Origin of the sequence: Streptomyces inhibens (assembly GCF_022221585.1) — a bacterium.
In the GTDB taxonomy this organism is placed as follows: domain Bacteria; phylum Actinomycetota; class Actinomycetes; order Streptomycetales; family Streptomycetaceae; genus Streptomyces; species Streptomyces inhibens.
Window position 1 is genome coordinate 5,322,922 of the sequence record NZ_CP084681.1, and the last position, 18,173, is coordinate 5,341,094.

General features: G+C 67.7%; 19 protein-coding genes and 2 pseudogenes. 16 read left to right on the forward strand and 5 right to left on the reverse strand.

Annotated features, from left to right (window positions below):
• Positions 1–8: 8 nt before the first annotated feature.
• The 4 genes from KI385_RS24325 to KI385_RS24340 all read right to left on the reverse strand — a co-directional run bounded on the left by KI385_RS24325 (position 9) and on the right by KI385_RS24340 (position 3,336).
• Positions 9–260, reverse strand: coding sequence for a hypothetical protein (locus KI385_RS24325; protein ID WP_238574246.1), 252 nt, complete (start codon positions 258–260; stop codon positions 9–11).
• Positions 261–406: 146 nt separating this feature from the next.
• Positions 407–1,054: a peroxiredoxin-like family protein gene (locus KI385_RS24330; RefSeq protein ID WP_238574247.1), complete on the reverse strand. Its 648-nt coding sequence runs from the start codon at positions 1,052–1,054 to the stop codon at positions 407–409.
• Complete coding sequence (locus KI385_RS24335) at positions 1,051–1,668, reverse strand: TetR/AcrR family transcriptional regulator (RefSeq protein WP_238574248.1); 618 nt, start codon at positions 1,666–1,668, stop codon at positions 1,051–1,053. The genes KI385_RS24330 and KI385_RS24335 overlap by 4 nt, the downstream gene beginning before the upstream one ends.
• 168 nt (positions 1,669–1,836) lie before the next feature.
• Positions 1,837–3,336 (reverse strand): MFS transporter, encoded by a 1,500-nt coding sequence (locus tag KI385_RS24340; RefSeq protein WP_238574249.1) that lies wholly within the window; start codon positions 3,334–3,336, stop codon positions 1,837–1,839.
• Between the two features lie 149 nt (positions 3,337–3,485).
• Here KI385_RS24340 and KI385_RS24345 point away from each other — a divergent pair, with 149 nt between their 5' ends.
• From KI385_RS24345 to KI385_RS24420, 16 genes and pseudogenes are all read left to right on the forward strand, one after another.
• Positions 3,486–4,376, forward strand: a complete 891-nt coding sequence (locus tag KI385_RS24345; RefSeq protein WP_238574250.1) for a helix-turn-helix transcriptional regulator — start codon at positions 3,486–3,488, stop codon at positions 4,374–4,376.
• Between the two features lie 447 nt (positions 4,377–4,823).
• On the forward strand, positions 4,824–5,285 hold the full coding sequence (locus tag KI385_RS24350; protein WP_238574251.1) for an FAS1-like dehydratase domain-containing protein: 462 nt from the start codon (positions 4,824–4,826) through the stop codon (positions 5,283–5,285).
• Between the two features lie 5 nt (positions 5,286–5,290).
• A complete protein-coding gene (locus KI385_RS24355; protein ID WP_181924075.1) occupies positions 5,291–5,719 on the forward strand; it encodes a MaoC/PaaZ C-terminal domain-containing protein in 429 nt (142 codons plus the stop codon).
• A gap of 29 nt (positions 5,720–5,748) precedes the next feature.
• Positions 5,749–7,830, forward strand: a complete 2,082-nt coding sequence (gene pabB / locus KI385_RS24360; RefSeq protein ID WP_238574252.1) for an aminodeoxychorismate synthase component I — start codon at positions 5,749–5,751, stop codon at positions 7,828–7,830.
• Positions 7,827–8,648, forward strand: a complete 822-nt coding sequence (locus KI385_RS24365; protein ID WP_238574253.1) for an aminotransferase class IV — start codon at positions 7,827–7,829, stop codon at positions 8,646–8,648. Before pabB ends, KI385_RS24365 begins: the two co-directional genes overlap by 4 nt.
• Positions 8,629–9,606, forward strand: a complete 978-nt coding sequence (locus KI385_RS24370; RefSeq protein ID WP_238574254.1) for a diiron oxygenase — start codon at positions 8,629–8,631, stop codon at positions 9,604–9,606. Before KI385_RS24365 ends, KI385_RS24370 begins: the two co-directional genes overlap by 20 nt.
• A 4-nt stretch (positions 9,607–9,610) precedes the next feature.
• Complete coding sequence (locus tag KI385_RS24375; protein WP_238574255.1) at positions 9,611–10,753, forward strand: acyl-CoA dehydrogenase family protein; 1,143 nt, start codon at positions 9,611–9,613, stop codon at positions 10,751–10,753.
• 102 nt (positions 10,754–10,855) lie between these two features.
• Positions 10,856–11,722, forward strand: a complete 867-nt coding sequence (locus KI385_RS24380) for an AraC family transcriptional regulator (RefSeq protein WP_238574256.1) — start codon at positions 10,856–10,858, stop codon at positions 11,720–11,722.
• A 164-nt stretch (positions 11,723–11,886) separates the two neighbouring features.
• Positions 11,887–12,877: pseudogene (locus tag KI385_RS24385) on the forward strand (IS701 family transposase); the annotation flags it as partial.
• Positions 12,878–13,207: 330 nt separating this feature from the next.
• Positions 13,208–13,804 carry a WXG100 family type VII secretion target gene (locus tag KI385_RS24390; RefSeq protein ID WP_238574257.1) on the forward strand — a complete coding sequence of 199 codons (597 nt, stop codon included), beginning with the start codon at positions 13,208–13,210 and terminating at the stop codon, positions 13,802–13,804.
• On the forward strand, positions 13,801–14,814 hold the full coding sequence (locus tag KI385_RS24395) for a hypothetical protein (RefSeq protein WP_238574258.1): 1,014 nt from the start codon (positions 13,801–13,803) through the stop codon (positions 14,812–14,814). Before KI385_RS24390 ends, KI385_RS24395 begins: the two co-directional genes overlap by 4 nt.
• A 26-nt stretch (positions 14,815–14,840) precedes the next feature.
• On the forward strand, positions 14,841–15,188 hold the full coding sequence (locus tag KI385_RS24400; RefSeq protein ID WP_238574259.1) for a hypothetical protein: 348 nt from the start codon (positions 14,841–14,843) through the stop codon (positions 15,186–15,188).
• 89 nt (positions 15,189–15,277) lie between these two features.
• Positions 15,278–15,994, forward strand: a complete 717-nt coding sequence (locus tag KI385_RS24405; protein ID WP_238574260.1) for a hypothetical protein — start codon at positions 15,278–15,280, stop codon at positions 15,992–15,994.
• Positions 15,995–16,057: 63 nt separating this feature from the next.
• Positions 16,058–16,825: pseudogene (locus KI385_RS24410) on the forward strand (helix-turn-helix domain-containing protein); the annotation flags it as partial.
• On the forward strand, positions 16,818–17,045 hold the full coding sequence (locus KI385_RS24415; RefSeq protein WP_238574262.1) for a DUF397 domain-containing protein: 228 nt from the start codon (positions 16,818–16,820) through the stop codon (positions 17,043–17,045). The pseudogene KI385_RS24410 and the gene KI385_RS24415, both read left to right, overlap by 8 nt.
• Positions 17,038–17,250, forward strand: coding sequence for a DUF397 domain-containing protein (locus KI385_RS24420; protein WP_238574263.1), 213 nt, complete (start codon positions 17,038–17,040; stop codon positions 17,248–17,250). The genes KI385_RS24415 and KI385_RS24420 overlap by 8 nt, the downstream gene beginning before the upstream one ends.
• On the opposite strand, the gene KI385_RS24425 is transcribed toward KI385_RS24420, so the two are convergent.
• Positions 17,234–18,115: a methyltransferase domain-containing protein gene (locus KI385_RS24425; RefSeq protein ID WP_238574264.1), complete on the reverse strand. Its 882-nt coding sequence runs from the start codon at positions 18,113–18,115 to the stop codon at positions 17,234–17,236. The genes KI385_RS24420 and KI385_RS24425 overlap by 17 nt on opposite strands.
• Between the last annotated feature and the right edge of the window lie 58 nt (positions 18,116–18,173).

Consider the following 18,173-nt stretch of genomic DNA (forward strand, 5'->3'; position numbering starts at 1 on the left):
TTGTCTCCTCAACCGGCGTTGCCGGCATCGCCGGTCAACGCGTCCAACGGATCGGCCCACTCCATGACGTCGACCTGGCGATTGCCACGGGACTCGATCACGAGCACGGTCGCCCCTACCGGAAGGGGCTCGGGGGACCAGGCGACAAAGGCCTCGGTGCCACCCCTGACCCGCACCAGAACCTCACCGGGACCGGCAGCCCCACGAGTGCCGATCAGCAGCACTCCCGTACAGCCGATCACGGCATCGTCCTGTGCCATTGGCGGCTGCCCTCCCCCGTTACGTTCCTGGAAAACGACCATAGCGCCCCGGTGGACGGCGGCCTATGGCGGGATGGCGGCGAGTTGGGGCGCCGGGCCGAGGCGATCAATTTCCCGTCAAAACGCGCCCGAAGACCTTGTGCGGATCAGTGCAACGCGTCGAGGGCGGCGAGGACGTCGGACGGTTCGGCGCGGGTGGTGTAGTCGGTGTCTATGAAGGCCCAGCGGATGGTGGCGTCGCGGTCGATGACGTAGGTGGCGGGCAGGGGCAGGGTGCGCGGGTGGCCGCCGTTGACGCGCTGGAGGTCGAAGCCGAAGGAGTCGTAGACGGCGGCCAGGTCGTCGGGCAGGTCGAAGCTGAGGCCGTACTGCTTGGCGGTGTCGCAGCCGAGGTCGCTGAGGACGGGGAAGGTCAGGGCGTGCTTTTCGGCGAGGGTGAGGGACTCGTCGGGGATCTGCGGGGACACGGCCACCAACTGGGCACCGTGGGCGGCGATGGCGTCGGTCTGCTCCTGGAGGGCGCGCAGTGCGAAGTTGCAGTACGGGCACCAGGCGCCGCGGTAGAAGGTGAGCACGACGGGACCGGCGCTCAGGAGGGTGTCCAGATTGACGGTCTCGCCGGTTGCGGTGGGGAGGCTGAAGTGCGGCGCCGTGTCGCCGACTTGCAGGGCTCGGTCGGCCTGGCCCGAGGCGGCGAGGTCGCGGCCGGCGCGCTCCATCACCTCGCGGGCGGCGGCCGGGATTTCGGGGTAGAGGGTGCGGAAGAACGCGGTGAGTTCGTCGTTGAGGCTCATGACGGTGAATGCTCCTGAGGTGAGGGATGAGCGCGCAGCGGGGCGAGGGCGGCGGTCACGGTGTCGGTCAGCGCCTCGGCGTCGGCGCCGGCGCGGGAGCGCAGATTGACGCCGTACGCGAGGGTCGCCAGCACCGCCGCGGCGGCATCGAGATCGGTGGACGGCTGGAGTTGTCCCAGATCGGCGGCGGTGGCGAGGGCCGAGCGCAGGGCCGATTGGAGTGTGGTGTGGTGCTCTTCGAGCACGGTGCGGATACCGGGGTCGGCGCATTCGGGGCCGGCGTAGGCATTGGTGACCATGCAGCCCCAGCCGGCGACCGGGCCGGAGCACCGGACGTCGATCAGCCCGGCGAAGAACTCCTCGATCGCGGTCAGTCCGGAAGCTGTCGACGACAGATGGGCAAAGGCCGGTATCGAGTGCTGCGCTATATAGCGGTCCAGTGCCGCGGCGTAGAGGCCGTCCTTGTTGCCGAAGGTCGCATAGAGGCTGGAGCGGCTCACTCCGGTCGCGGTCACCAGGGCCTGGATGCCTGTCGTGGGCAGGCCCTGGCGCCAGAAGACCTGGATGACGTCGTCGAGCACGATGTCGGGGTTGAAGTGCTTGATGTCAGGCATGGCCGGCCTACTCGTTTCGCCGATACGTAATCCTGGAACGCTTGTTCCAAGATTACGCCGAGTGGCCTTGTCTGCCAAGGAGTTGGGGACAATCGCGGCGGAAAATAAAGGGAACCGGCCCTTCCGCGCCGGGGGTGCGCGGAAGGACCGGAGCAGGGGGCAGGGCTGCTACTTACGGCGCGCGGCGGTGTCCGGCAGGACCGGCAGCAGCGCCGAGATCAGCGCGGCCAGCACGACGTTGAAGACCACCGCGGTCGTCAGCGCATGCCCGTAGGCGCCGGTGTCGTTGTGCGCGGCGCCACCGAGCGCGCTGTAGTAGAGGACACCGACGATCGCCACGCCGACCGCGCCGCCGATCTGCTGGCCGGTGGACAGCACGCCGGACGCCATCCCCACTTCCTTGGGCCCGACGTTGGCGAGCACCGCGTTCAGCAGCGGGGTGACCAGCAGACCGTTGCCCGCGCCGACCAGGATCAGGGTCGGCGCCAGCTCCCAGGCGGTCAGCGAGGAACCGGCGTTGACGACCAGCACGATGGTGCCGATGAAGCCCAGGCCGCCGATCAGGCCACCAAGCTGGAGCACCCGTCGCCCGAAGCGGGCGAGCCGGCCGGCGGTGAGGCTGGCGGCGAAGAACGCGACCGCGAGCGGTGTGTAGACCAGGCCGGCGCCGAGCGCGTCCATCCCCAGCCCGTCCTGAAGCGTCAGCGACAGGATGAGGAAGAAGGAGTTGATCCCCGCGTACGCGAGGACGACCAGGGTCATACCGACCGCGAACGGGCGCTCGCGCAGCAGCCTCAGCTGGACCAGCGGGGCGCCGCCCGCGGCATCCACCCGCCGCTCCACCGCTCCGAACGCGGCGAACGCCAGCACACTGCCGGCCAGGCTGAGCCAGGTCCACAGCGGCCAGCCGTACGACCGGCCCTCGACCAGCGGCACGACCAGCAGAAAGAGCGCCACGGTCAGCACGACCGCGCCGGGCAGATCGAGCCGCCGGGCCTCCGGCGCCCGTGTCTCGGGCACGAACAGTGAGGCGAGCAACAGCGTCACCAGACCGACGGGCACATTGACCCAGAAGACCGGCCGCCACGAGGAGCCGAAGAGATCGGCCGAGATCAGCACGCCGCCGAGCAACTGGCCGATGATCGTGGACATTCCGATGACCGCGCCCAGCGCACCGAACGCCTTGGGGCGCTTCTCGGCCGGGATCAGCACCTGGATCATCGCGAAGACCTGCGGGAACATCGCGGCCGCGCTGAGGCCCTGGACCAGTCGCGCGGCGATCAGGCTGCCGGAGTCGGGCGCGAGCGCACAGCCCACGGAGGACAGCGTGAACAGCGTCATCCCGATCATGAACAGCCGCTTGCGGCCGAAGCGGTCGCCGAGGCGCGCGCCGGTGATCAGGGCGATGGCGTAGGTGAGCTGATAGCCCGCCAGGATGAGCTGGATATCGGCGGCGGTGGAGTGCAGATCGGCCTGGATGGCGGGGGCGGCGACCAGCACGATGAACGTGTCGAGAATAGCCATGAATGCCCCGACCAACACGATGGTCAGGGCCCGCCACGGCGCCGCGGATCCGGCCGCGCCGGACTGCGGGTCGGCCGATGGCGCCTCCGGCCGCGCCGGCGCGGACTGCCGCCCGGCGGCACCTGAGGGTTGGGTCTGGGTCATGGGGAAAGAGTCGGTCAGCTCCGGCCGGACATACAGAGACCGATTATGCTGGTGTTCCCACTACCCCCATATACGTGCTACGCCCATATATACGTGCGTAGGCCGGTGACCCGGCCGGCACCCGCGGACCGCGGCGAACGGGAGTACCGATGGCTGACCAGCAACGGCGGCAATGTCTCGCGGAGTTCCTGCGTTCGCGACGGGAGCGGCTCACGCCCCAGGAGGCGGGCATCCTTGCCGGCCCCCGGCGGCGCACCCCGGGGCTGCGGCGCGAAGAGGTCGCCCAGCTCTCCGGGGTCAGCGTGACCTGGTACACGTGGCTGGAGCAGGCCCGCGACATCACCGTCAGCCGGCAGGTCCTGACGAGCCTGGCGCGCGCCCTGATGCTCAGTTCGATCGAGCGCCGGCATCTGTTCGCGCTGGCCGGCGTGCCGTTGCCGGAGCAGCCGCCGGGCCGTGGGCCGGGGCCCGCACTACAGCGGCTGGTGGACGCGCTCGAACCGCATCCGGCGTATCTGCTCGACGCCAACTGGGACATGGTGGGCTGGAACCGCGCCGAGGCGGGGCTGATCGGTGACCCGGGGCAGCTGGAGCCGGCCGAACGCAACCTGCTGTGGCTGGTGTTCATGGATCCGGCCATGCGCGCGCTGATGGTCGACTGGGAGGGCCAGGCGCAGAATCTCGTGGCCCAGTTCCGGGCGGATGACCAGCAGCGGTTCGGTGATCCGCGCTATGAGCAGCTCACGGGCGGGCTGCGGGAGGCGAGCGCGGAGTTCCGTGCGTGCTGGGAGGCGCATGACATCGCGGACTTCGGCAGCAACCGGCGGCAGTTCAGCCATCCCTGGGTCGGGGCGCTGACCTTCGATTATGTGAAGCTGGCGGCGCTGGATGCGCCCGGCGTCAAGCTGTTCGCGTGTATGCCGGCCGATGCGGAGACGACGCGGAAGCTGCCGGCGTTGCAGCGGTGTGCGACCGGCGAGATTCCGGATGCGGCCGAAGTGGCTGATGTGGCAGATGAGTTGACCGCTTCGCGCGCGTGAGCGTAGCGGCCCCGTGCCGATCCGTAGGTCATAAAATTCTCAACGAATTCCCAAAACCGATGGGTGCACAGTGACCTACGTCACGTTTGCTTGACTGGCTGATAGCCAGCCCTCTTCTATTGGCGGCACGCAGCCCATGGCCGACCAAGGGCGCGAAAGAAGACAAACCGGGGGTATGGCATTGCGTATTCGACTGCCTTGACGGGGCATTAGCGAAGTCTGTCGTTCACCTTTCTTTCAGCCGTCCGGCGCCCAGTGTGCTTTCTCTCATCCGCTGTTTGCGCCAGATGACGGTTCCTTTCCCTTGAAGCGCACCACCGTAGGCGTCTGATGGTGTCCGACCGCACCGTCATGCGTCCGGTCACTGTGGCCTGCCATGACTGACGGGTCGCGGACGCCTGCGCCCTTCGAGGGAATCAGTGTTGAGATACGGAGGGGAATCCCAACATGCCCTTGAACCGAGAATTCATCGGACGTACCTGGCGAGCCGCCGAAATCTATGAGGTGAGCCGGGAAAAACTACGGGACTTCACCGTCGCAATCGGTGAGATGCACCCCGTCTACCTGGACGAAGAAGCCGCCAGAAAACATGGCTACCGGACCGTCATCGCACCGCCCTCCTTCTGTACCGCACTCTGGTTCCGTATGGGCAACTGGCCCATGTTCGAACCGGAGTTCGGCAAGCAGAAGGACCCGGTCTGTGTCCTCGGCGACCAGCGCGTCACGCACCACCGCCCGATCCACGCCGGCGACCGGCTGTGGTTCGCCACCACCGTCCGCGATATCCGCGATATCGGACGGCATGAACTCTTCGAGATGGAACACCAGGTCACGTCCGAAGACGGGGCTCCCGTCTGCACCGTCGTCGACCAGATGATTTCCCGCGGCTCCGCCGCCCCGAAGGAGTAATGGCCATGACTGCTCAGGTCGACTACGACACCGTCCCCGTCGGAATGCAGCTGGCTCCCCGCGAATTCCAGCTGCTGGCGGTCAACGAAATCATGTACTGCGGCGCCACGCTCGACTTTGCCGGCGTCCACTGGAATCCGCGCGTCGCCCGTTCCGTGGGCATGGATCATATCGTCGCCCACGGACCACTGACCGAGGCCAAGGCGCTCAGCCTGATTCACGAATGGACCGGCGATCCCGGCACCGTCGTGGCACAGCACGCCCGTTTCCACCGGCCGGTGCTGATACCGGACGACGGAGAGGGGGCCCGCTACCGCATCCACGGAACCGTCACCGAGAAACTGGCGGACCGGCGGGTCGTGGTGGAATTGACCGCGGTATCCCCGCAGGAAGAGGAATTGGTCACTGTACGCGCCGTCGTGCAACTCGTGTGAATGCCCCCGAGACCCCAAGGAGTCCATCCATGCGCACACTGCTCGTCGACAACCACGATTCCTACACCTTCAACCTCTTCCAGCTCATAGCCGAGGTCAACGGCGTCGACCCGGTCGTCGTCACCAACGACACCCCGATGCTCAAAACCCTCAGACAGGGCGGTTTCGACAACATCGTCATCTCCCCGGGCCCCGGCCGCCCGCAGGAATCGCGCGATCTCGGCCATGTTCCCGACCTGCTGCGCCACACCGATCTGCCGGTGCTCGGCGTCTGCCTCGGCCACCAGGCCATCGCCCACGCCGCCGGCGCCGCCGTGGTCCCGGCCCCCCGCCCCCGCCACGGCCACCTCGCCCGCGTCACCCACGACGGCGACGCCCTCTTCGCCGGCATACCCGCGGAATTCACCGCCGTGCGCTACCACTCCCTGTGCGTCGAGGAACCGCTGCCGCCGGAACTGGAGGTCACCGCCCGCGCCGACGACGGCGTGATCATGGCGCTGCGGCACCGTGAACTTCCCCGCTGGGGTGTGCAGTTCCACCCCGAGTCGATCGCCTCCGAATACGGCCGCGAGATCCTGACGAACTTCCGCGACCTCACCCACGGGGCCCGCGACGAGGCCCGGCACACCGCCCGTACGTCCCGGCCCGCCCGCCCCGTCCGGCGACCGGCCGACGAGCCCGCCTACCAGCTGATCACCACCGTGCTGCCACGGGCCGTCGACACCGAAGCCGCCTTCACCACCCTCTACGACCGGTCCTCGCACTGCTTCTGGCTCGACAGCAGCCGCGTCGAGGAGGGCCTGTCCCGCTTCTCGTTCCTCGGCGACGCCACCGGCCCGCTGAGCGAGGTCCTCACCTACCGGCTGTCCGCCGGCGCGGTGAAGATCCAGGACGCGAAGGGGCTCCGCCTGGAGAGCGGCTCCATCTTCGAGGTCCTCGACGCCCGCCTCAGACAGCGCCGCCTCGACGCCCCCGACCTGCCCTTCGACCTCACCGGAGGCTATGTCGGCTACTTCGGCTACGAGCTGAAGGCCGACTGCGGAGCGGCCAAGCGGCACACCGCGGACACCCCGGACGCCGCGTGGATGTTCGCCGACCGGCTGATCGCGGTCGACCACCTGGAGGACCGCACCTATGTGATCGCGGTGCACACCGACGACGAGCAGGAGACCATCGGCGCCAAGGAGTGGGTGGAGGCCACCGCGGAACGCCTCGCCGCCCTGGAACCGCTCCCCGACGACGAGGCGCTGCGCACCTGGCAGCCGCCCGCCCAGGCACCCGACGCCACCCCCTTCCTCATCCGGGACCGGGACCGCTACAAGGCCGACATCGAGGAGTGCAACCGCCAGCTGGTCCGGGGCGAGAGCTACGAGGTCTGTGTGACCAACAAGCTGCGGCTGCCGTTCGCCGACGACGACCTGGCGTTCTACCGCCGGCTGCGCCGCGCCAACCCCGCCCCGTACGCCGCACTGCTGCGCCTCGGCGACACCACCGTCTTCAGCTCCTCGCCCGAACGGTTCCTGCGCATCGACCGCGCCGGCACGGTCGAGAGCAAGCCGATCAAGGGCACCGCGCCCCGCGACCCCGACCCCGTACGCGACCGGGCACTCGCCGACGAACTGGCCGCCAGCGCCAAGACACAGGCCGAGAACCTGATGATCGTGGACCTGCTGCGCAACGACCTCGGCCAGGTCTGCGAGATCGGCAGCGTCAAGGTCGACCGCTATATGGCCGTCGAGTCCTACGCCACCGTCCACCAGCTCGTCTCCACCATCCAGGGCCGGCTGACCCCCTCGGTCAGCGCCGTGGACTGCGTACGCCACTGCTTCCCCGGCGGCTCGATGACCGGTGCGCCCAAGCTCCGCACCATGGAGATCATCGACCGTCTGGAAACCGAGGCGCGCGGCATCTACTCCGGCTCGCTCGGCTACTTCGGCCTGTCCGGCGGCACCGACCTCAACATCGTCATCCGCACCGCGGTCCGCAAGGGCGACGAGCTGACCATCGGCGCGGGCGGCGCGATCGTCCTCGACTCCGACCCCCAGGACGAGTACGAGGAGATGCTCCTCAAGGCCACCGCCCCGCTGCGCGCCTGGCAGGCCGGCCGGTGAACCAGCGACTGCGCTGGGACGACCCCGAAGGCGCCCTGCGCCCCGCCGAGTCGCCCGACACCGTCCATGCCCTCGACTCCTGGCTCGGCACCGACGGCACGGTCCGCGGGCTGCCGCTGCACATCCGACGGTTCGCCGCCGCCTGCCAGGCGCTCGGCGGACCGCCGGAACCGCAGGTCGCGACGTTCTTCCGGGCGGCGGCGGCCCGGGTCCCGACCACGGGCGCCTGGTTCCCCAGAGTCGAACTGGCCACGACCGAAGGCGAGTTAGCGCTCCACTTATGGATACGACCGGCGCCCACGCTCGGCGAGAGTGTACGGCTGTGGGCCGCCGACGGCCCCGACCGCCGCACCCGCCCCGACCTCAAGGGCGTCGACCTCGGCCGGCTCGGCGCACTGCGCGACCGGGCCCTGGCGGCCGGCGCGGACGAGGCGCTGCTGCTCGACGGCGCCGGCCGGATCGTGGAGGGCTCGACGACCAGCCTCCTGTGGTGGCGCGGCGACACCTTGTGCACCCCGCCCGCCACGCCCCGCCGGCTCGCCTCCGTCACCCGCGAACTGCTCCTCGGCATCGCCGCCGCCCAGGGCGTCCGTATCGCCTACGAGACCCCCACGCCCCGCGAACTCGACGGGCTCGAAGTCTGGGCCGTCAACGCGCTGCATGGCATCCGCCCCGTGACGCAATGGACAAATCTGCAGGTCAGCGCGGGGCCGGCGGTCCGCGCTCCGCGCTGGCGCGGCCATCTGGGCCGTCTGGCGCAGCCCGCCCCCTCCGCCCTCTCCACAAGGACGTCCGACCATGCCCGCCACGCCCGTTAGCAGACCTCACACGCCGCCCGCCTTCGAACGCGATCTGCTGCTCCAGCTCACCAAGCGCTGGGGCAAACGGGTCGCCGTCAAGAAGGACGAACTCGACCTGGACGGCCACTTCGACCCCGAACTCCCGGACTTCCCGGAGCACTTGGTCCCACTCCTCACCCTCCCCGGCAGCCCGCCGCCGGACACCGAAGGGCAGCGCCGGATCCTCTCTGCCTCCTGGATCGCCTACAACGCCAAGACCACCGCGATCGAGGACGAGATCATCCTGCCCGCCTGCCGGTTGATGCTCCAGGAGCGCATCCCGGTACGGAAGGACGAGGCCGCCGTCGCCGCCCTGCACCAGACGATCATCGACGAGCACTACCACATCCTGATGTGCCAGAACGCGGCCTCGGTCACCCGGCGCCGCCGCGAGCTGACGGACCTCACGTTCGACCCGCAGGCCTGGTCGGTGGTGCGCGCCCTTCAGGAGCGCCGCCGCGAACTGACCGGAACGGCCCGCGACCTGGTGGAGATCGCCTTCGCGCTGGCCGCGGAGACCACCATCAACGCCTTCCTCTCCACCATCTCCACCGAGTTCGGCATCCAGCCGATGAACCGGATCACCGTCGACATGCACCGCCGCGACGAGAGCGGCCACGCCGTCGTCTTCCGCGAACTCGCGGTCTCCCTCTACGGCGAACTGTCGGTCGAAGAAAGGGAGTTGTTCAAGGACGCCTTGGTCCAGGGCCTGGACGCGTTCCGGGCGCCCGACTTCGACCCCTGGGTCGGCGTGGCGCGCACCGGCGGGATGGACGTCACCGCGGACGAGCTGCGCGAAGCGGCCGCGAACCGTCCGGCCGCGCCCCGGGACACCGGCCCGCTGCAGACCCTCCTCGCGGACCTCGGACTCTCCGAGGCGCTGGGCCCCGCCCTGGCCGTCCCGGCCCCTTCCTCCACCCCCGCACAAAGGAGCTGACGGCGTGTACACCCTGACCGACGACCAGCGGGCCATACAGCGGGCGGCGCGGGACTTCGCCGACGAATACCTCGCGCCCAACGCCGTGGATTGGGACCGCGACAAGCACTTCCCCGTCGACGTGCTCCGCAAGGCCGCCGAGATAGGCATGGGCGGCGTCAACGTCCGTACGGAATCCGGCGGCTCGGGTCTCAGCCGGATGGACTCCGCCCTCATCTTCGAAGCACTCGCCTACGGCTGTCCGACCATCTCGGCGTATATCTCCATCCACAACATGGTCGCCTGGATGGTCGACACCTACGGCACCCCCGCCCAGCGCGACCAGTGGCTTCCGCTGCTGTGCTCCATGGAGCACCTGGCCAGCTACTGCCTCACCGAGCCCGAGGCCGGATCGGACGCCGCCGCGCTGCGCACCCGCGCCGTACGGGACGGTGACAGCTATGTCGTCACCGGCGTCAAGCAGTTCATCTCCGGCGCCGCGTCCTCCCAGGTCTACCTGGTGATGGTGCGTACCCACGAGGCCGGATCCCGGGGCATCTCCGCCCTCCTCATCGACAAGGACACCCCGGGCCTGTCCTTCGGCCCGAACGAACGCAAGATGGGCTGGAACGCGCAGCCCACCCGGCAGGTGATCTTCGACGAGGTACGCGTCCCGGTCGCCAACCGCCTCGGCCAGGAGGGCGAGGGTTTCCGGATCGCGATGCACGGCCTCAACGGCGGCCGGCTGAACATCGCCGCCTGCTCACTGGGCGGGGCCCGCACCGCCCTCGACCGCAGCCTCAGCTATCTCAACGAGCGCGAGGCGTTCGGCGAAAAGCTGGTCAGCCGCCAGGCCCTGCAATTCCAACTGGCCGATATGGCAACGGAGTTGGAGGCCGCCAAGACCATGCTCTGGCAGGCCGCTTCCGCCCTGGACGCCGGCGACAAACGCGCCGTCGAACTCTGCGCGATGGCCAAGCGCTTCGTCACCGACGCCGGCTTCCACGTCGCCAACCAGGCCCTCCAGCTGCACGGCGGCTACGGCTACCTCGCCGAGTACGGCCTGGAGAAGATCGTCCGGGATCTCCGCGTCCACCAGATCCTGGAGGGCACGAACGAGATCATGCGACTGATCATCGCCCGGGAGGTGGTGGGGGCGGCTGTCTGAGCGGTGACCTGCCGTACCCGACCGAAGCGGGCACAGGATGTCGGGTCCGGCAGGGTGGCTCCTTCCTACGGTTGTCGAGTCAGAAACGGAAGGAGGCCGGGGGTGCTGGAGCAGCTCAACCAGGCCATGGAGCACATCGAGCGCCGTCTCGATCAGCGGATCGAGACGGCCGAGCTGGCGCGGATCGCGGTGACGTCGGAGTACCACTTCCGCCGGATGTTCTCCGCGCTGGCGGGGCTCCCGCTGTCGGAGTACATCCGGCGCAGGCGGCTGACCGTCGCGGGCGCCGAGGTGCTGGCCGGCGAACGGACGCTGCTGGATGTCGCGGTGCGCTACGGCTACACGTCGGGGGAGGCGTTCGCGCGTGCGTTCCGTGCCGTGCACGGCATCGGCCCGGGCGAGGCCCGGCGCACCGGTGCCGCCCTGCACTCCCAGCCACGGATGTCCTTCCGACTCATCATCGAAGGGAGCACCACCATGCAGTACCGGGTGGTGGAGAAGCCGGAGTTCCGCGTTGTCGGCAAGAAGACCCGAGTCCCCCTCCTCCACGAGGGGGTGAACCCGGAGATCGTCGCGTTCATCGAGAGCCTCGGAGAGGAGACCGTGCAGCGCATAGCGAGCCTGTCCGACCAGGAGCCGGAGGGGATCGTCTCGGTGACCGAGCACCTCTCCGACAGCCGCGAGGAAGGCACCGAACTCGACTACTACCACGCGGTGGTGACCGGCACCGAGGCCCCCGAGGGCTTTGACGTCCGGGTCGTCCCCGCGGGCACCTGGGCCGTCTTCGAGAACGACGGGCCCTTCCCGCAGCAGCTCCAGAACCTGTGGCGGGACGTGTACACCCAGTGGTTCCCCTCCAACCCGTACGCGAGCCGGCCGGGGCCGGAGATCCTGCGCACCCGGCCGTCGGAGGACTGGACGGAGGCAGCCACGGAGCTGTGGATTCCCGTGGAGCGGACCTCGGTCTGACGGGAGGGTTCGGCGGTCCGGGGCCGGTCTCGGCTCCGGACCGCCGGTAGGCGCCGGCGCTCGCACTGAGCGCACCTCACACACACCTGTGACCGGGACACGCACCAGCTCGGGTACTCCAGTGAGAATTCGTGTCCTGAGCTGGTTGTTGTCGTTGTTCGGTCATGGTGGGGAGGGCTGAAGTCAGGTGCTGGGCTGGGGAGTTGGAGTCGGTGTTCGCGCGGGTGGCGGGCCGGTTCGGGCGGGCGGATCTGCGATGGCGGATGCGGGACTATGTGCGGGGCCTGCTGGCGCCGGTGCGGATAGTCGATGACACCGGCTTCATCAAGAAGGGCAGCACGTCGGCCGGGGTGTCGAGGCAGTACACCGGCACCTCCGGGAAGATCGACAACTGCCAGATCGGGGTGTTCGCCGCCTACACCACCGCCCGCGGCCGTGCCTTGGCCGGCCGCGAGCTCTACCTGCCCAAGCCCTGGACAAAGGACCGTGAGCGGTGCCGGGAGGTCAAAGTCCCCGACGAGCGGGGTTTTGCCACCAAGGGTGAGCCGGCCAAAGCATGGTCCGCCGCTGCCTGGCGGCCGGTTTTCCAGCGGCCTGAGTGACCGCGGACGAGGCCTACGGGCAGGACTGATCCTTTCGCCGCCTGCTCGAACAGCACAACCTCAGCTACGTGGTGGCCGTCCCCAAGTCCTAGCAGATCAAGTCCCTGGCCGGCGCCTGGCGCATCGACCGCCTCATCGACGAGGCCCCGTCCGGCGCCTGGCAGACCCTCTCGTGCGGCAACGGCGCCAAGGGCCCACGCGTCTACGACTGGGCGGCGGCCAAGCCGCCCGCCAACCTTGTCTTCGACCCGGCCCCGCCGACCCATCACCGCTGGATCCTGGCCCGCCGCAGCCCGTCCGAACCAGGCGAGCTCGCCTACTACCTTGCTTACGCACCCGTCGATGCGGACGTGAGCGTGCTGGCCCGGGTCGCCGGCTCACGATGGGCCGTCGAAGTGTGTTCCAGGCAGCTAAGAACGAGTACGGCCTGGACGAATACGAGGTCCGCCGCTACATGGGCTGGTACCGGCACGTCACCCTGGCCATGCTCGCCCATGCCTTCTTGGCCGTCCTTGCGGCCCAGCCCCAGGACACTGCAAAGGGGGCTGCAGAAACGACATCACCAGCCTCGTCCCCTCACCGTGGCAGAGATCCGGCACCTGCTGGACACATGCCTTCCCCACCCAGACCCCACCAGGACAGACGACTCCACGCACTGAACTGGTCCCGCTGGCGCAGACACCACCAAGCCACCGCCCGCCGTCGCCACTACCGAAGAAGAACCAGCACAGGACACGAATTCTCACTGGAGTACTAAGGCGAAGGTCGGCGGGCGGCCGTGTTGAACCTGATCGATTTCCATCACGGTGTGGAACCGTGCTGCCACATAAATCGTCCGTAGACACGGTGTTGGGGGAGCGGGGAGCCAAGGGGGAGGCTGGCGGTGTCGATCGAGCTGCCTGGTGAAGTCGTCTGGATCATGGAGTTGATGGGCCTGGAGTGGCCCGACATCGACGAGGACGAACTGCGCGCGTGGGCCGGGCATGTGCGGGAGTTCGGCCAGGGACTGTCGGAGTCCCACAACGGGATGGACTCCGTCCTGAAGGGGCTTGCGGGCGCGTACGAGGGCGCGTCCTACGATGCCTTGCTCAGCCGGTGGGACAAGGCTTCCGGCGAGCACCTGACGACCCTGACCAACTGCTGCGAAGTCTTGGCCACGGCACTGGAGGTCGCGGCCACCGGCGTGGTCTTGGCCAAAGGCGTAGTCATCGCCCAACTGGTCATCACCGCAGTCGAGATGGCAGCGGCAGCCGCCGCAACGGTGGCGACGCTCGGTATTGCCGCAGCCGCCGAGGCGGCAGCTATCGAGATCGGCAAACGCATCATTAGGGCCGTCATCCAGGAGATCGAGGAAATTCTCATCGCCGAACTCGTCTCCATGGCGATCGAGCCCTTCCAGGCCGAGATCGAAAAAGCCGTCTCCGGCCTTGTTTTCAAGGGCGTTGATGCTGCGCTGGGCGCGGCGGGGGGTGCCGCGTGAGCAAGGGATTCAAGGCACACCCTGATAACTTGGCGAAGGCGGCCAAGGAAGCCCACGGGCATGCGAAGCGGGTGGAGAGCCACAGCAGCAATCTGGACTCCAAAACGCGCGGCCGGCTGCTCGGTAAGGGCAAATTCGGGATGATTTTGCAGAAGGCTGTCCGCCCGATCATTGATTCCATGATCACGGATATGTCCAAGGCCATGGCCAGGGGTCACCGGTCGATCGGGCACGGCCTGGATATCACCAAGAAGAACATCGACGACGCTGAGGAAGCGATACGCAAGAACCTGCGGCGGCATCAGGATGAACGGGACGCCATTAAGCTGAAGCCCGGTCAGCGGGTGCTTGGCGAGGATGACTTGCGTGACAAGCACGGAGAGCGCGTCGCCGAGCGTGTCGACGACCTCCGTAGCCAGGGACATGGACCACAGCGCCACCTGGATCCGACCGATGACATGCTGAAGGAGAGACTGGGCACGCCCAGCAAGATCCGCGACGGTAACGGAAATCCGCTGCAGGACGCCCATGGCAACCAGAGGTTCCACCGGAACGAGGACGGGTACCTCCAGACCGAGAACAAGGTCGACCCCGCCCATGGCCCGAACGCCAAGGAGCGGCTTCAGGGCGATGATCTCTATATGGATGCGGAGAACCCGTCGAAGAAGCATAAGTGTGATGCCTTCTCCACGGGCTTCCGCCAGGGCGAGGACGAGGCATTCATGCATGCCGACCAATACGCGCGGACTCAAATCGATCCCTCTAAGCCCAATGGTCTCACTGTTGAGTTCTCACCCAATGAAGCTTGGGGGCCCGGCGAGAATCACCACGAGCGATTCCGCGGATTCTTTATAGATCGAAACAAGCCATTTCATCCGGATGGCAGCGTGAACTACAGGCCAGTAGACTTCCAGGATACGAAGATAGTGGCGGTCTATCGGCCGGATGGTAATGGCGGGCACAGGCTGTTGACGATGTTTCCGCAGCCGGTGAGAGGCAGGAATCTATGAGTTTCCCAGAAGATATCCCACACTTCGTGGAGGATCGGGGTGTCGCCGCCTTCTTCAGGGTTGCGCTCAACGTTGAATTCATTGATGACATTGACCGAGAGAGGGTCAATGTTGTCCGAGTTCGCAAAAATAAAGGGGAGGTCGTTCGAGATACGCCGTACGCTCGGCACCTGCGGGAGGCTTTGGAGTACCTGCTCCGCGAGCGGCCGGCCGACTCGACGGAGTGGGCGCTGATGACGGGCGTGTCGTTCTGGGAGGACGACCGTCTGTACGCTTACCTGCAGGATCTCTGCGACTACTTCTACGGCGACCGCAAGGAACCGCCGGTAGCCCCGGACCCGGAGGCGCCACCGCCGGAGAAGTACTGGACGTAACGACCGCCCGGCGCGAATCACGGCCGTTCGGAAAACGATCCCCCGCCACCCCGCCCCACCCGCATGCCCAAGGACGGAGTCCCCACCCCATGTCGATCCGCGACGAGCTGCCGCACCGTACCGGTCCATGGGCGAGCCGTTTCGACTCCGAGGAGGCCATGGTCCTGGCGGACGATGCCCTTCGTGAGGCGGCGCTGAAGAATCACGACCTCTCGCCGATTCTGCCGTTCGAGGCCGTTTACGGAGAGGGGGAGGGCTGTCTGGGAAAGGCCACCGCAATCACCGTCGACCCGCGGCAGCCGTACAGCCCCACCGGCGAGGTGAACTATGTCTACGCGGACTTCTCCACGCGCGGCCTGATTTACGGCGTCTATCGCCCGGCCGAGGAAATGGAGAGCGAGGACGGGCCGGAGAACGAAGCCGACCTGCGGAACACCACGCTGTACCCGTACCCGGGCGGTTATGAGGAAATCGACCCCGTAACCGTCTCGCTGGCCGAACTGGGGCTGGACGTACCCGGCGTCGACCGTCGCTTGGTGAATTTCTGCGCCGGGATGCTCGGCGTCGAGGCGGTCGACGATCTCGGCATGCTCCGCGAGACATTCGACCTGGCCTGGACCGACTATCAGGACACGATTCGCGCAGGGCTGATGCACCTCGTGGCGAACGAGCCGCTCACGGTGGAGCTGTGGTTCGCCCTGACCTATGTGAAATTTCCCGACCAGCGGGAGCTGAGGGCGTACCTCGCGCAGGTCTACGCCTACCTCTTCGACGACTTCGACGCCATGCCGGTCGCTCCTCAGTAGACGCCACGAAGGCCCTCCGAATGAGGTCACGTAGGAGCCCCGCGGGTATCTCCACCACGCTTCCGTGAGCAGCGAGAAGCGGCGGGACTGACACAACAGCGGTTGGCCGACGCGGCGGTGATGACCCGCTCGCACATCGCGCATATCGAGGCGGGGCGGCGGATTCCTTCCAAGGAGGATGCGCGGAGGCTGGACAAGGCTCTGAACACGGGGAATGTGTTGAGCAGCTTTCTGCCGCAGGATGACTCGACGATTGCCGACTACTTCGAACCGGCGCGTCACCTTGAGCAACAGGCAACGGAGATCCGTGAGTTTGCGTTGTCTCTTGTGCCTGGCATCTTTCAGACGCGAGGGTATGCGCGTGCGGTTATTCGTACCGCCTTTCCCCCTCGGGGCGACGAGGAATGTGACCGGCACGTCGTCACACGCCTGGACCGTTCAAAGATCCTCGCCGACCCGGTGACGCCCGTGGTGTGGGCGCTCCTGGACGAGTCGGTGCTCCGTCGCCCGGTTGGCGGCCAAGAGGTCATGGCAGAGCAGATCATGCACGTCGTCGGCCTGGTCGAGGCCGAACGTGTGCGTGTGCATGTGCTGCCGCTCGGCGTTGGGCCTTACCACCTCCTGCAGGGGATGCTGTCTCTGATGTGGTTCGAGGATCAGCCTCCAGTGGCCTACTCAGAAGGCCTGTCCATTGGCAAACTGCATGATTCGCCGACCGTGGTCCATCGGCTCCAAGGCGCCTACGATCTCGCACTGGGCGACGCACTGCCGCTGAAGGAGTCACTCGCCCTCATGAGGGCGGTAGCGAAGGAATACGGAGACCATGACTGAGCACACCATCCCGGAGTCTGCGACCCTGAGCGGCTGGCGTAAGTCGTCGTACAGCGGGGCCGAGTCGGGCAGCTGCGTAGAGGTCCTCGACGGTTACCCCGTCGGCGTCCCCGTGCGCGACAGCAAGAACCCGCACGGCCCCGCCCTCGTCTTCCGGGCAGCCGCGTGGTCATCGTTCGTTGCCGCCGTAAGGGACGAGGAGTTCGGACACCATGACTGAGCGCATCATCTCGAACGCGGCCACGCTGACCGGCTGGCGCAAGTCCTCGTACAGCGACGCCAACGGCGGCAGCTGCATAGAGGTCCTGGACAACCACCCCTCCGGCGTCCCCGTCCGCGACTCAAAGAACCCGCACGGCCCGGCGCTCCTCTTCCCGGCCGAGGTCTGGGCGTCGTTCGTCGCCGCCGTCAAGGCTGTGGATTGACGGCCGTGGCCTTGAAGAACGTGTAGTGGAAGGTGCCGCCGTCGTCGGCCGCGCGCCGCAGATCGGCGATTCCGCGGTCCCAGTCGGCCGCAGTCGTCAGGCCGGCGGTCATCGCATCGTCGCGTACGGACTCGATCATGGCGATAAAGGTCTTGCGGGTGAAGCCGTCCACCAGCGCGGGGCGGGTCCCGTCGGCGTAGACCGTACGCGGCCGGACGACGACATCGGTGAAGCCGGCGTCGGTGAGCAACGGCTGCAACTCCCGCCCGAGCAGGGCGTTTCCGCCGGCCGCGGACTGTAGGCGTACCTGGTGGCCGATCACCTCATGGGCGTGGCGGCTGTCCGGGTGGAAGACCACGGATCCGTGGTCGCCCTCGATCACGGTGAGGGTGCCGCCGGGGCGCAGAACGCGGCGGAGTTCGGCCAGTGCCCGGCCGGGGTCCCGTAGGTGTTCCAGTACGAAGCAGGTGAAGATGTGGTCGAACTCTGCGTCGGTAAAGGGGAGTTGGAAGAGGTCGGCGGGGTGCCAGGTCACGTCGGCGGCCGGGGCCTGTTCCGTGACGTATGCGCGGGCCTGGGTCAGGGACTCCTCGGAGCGGTCGACGGCGACGATCCGCGCTCCCGGGCTGCTCCTGACCAGGTGCACGGTCTGGGCGCCCACTCCACAGCCGACCTCCAGGACCCGGCTGCCGGGCGGGTACGCCGTACCGGCGTGCAGCAAGGCGGCCAGGGTGTCCGCCTGGTCGCCTAGACGGCGGGCTTCCTGTGGTGAATAGCCGTGTACGTAGGCCGTGGTGGGCGTCGGGGTTGTTGGGGCCGTCGGCGTCATCGGGGGCGTCGGGGTCGTCGGGGTCGTCGTAGTCATGGGTTCCACCGTGGCGCGACAATGGTCCGGTGCACAGGTCCAAAGAGGTGCCGCCCAA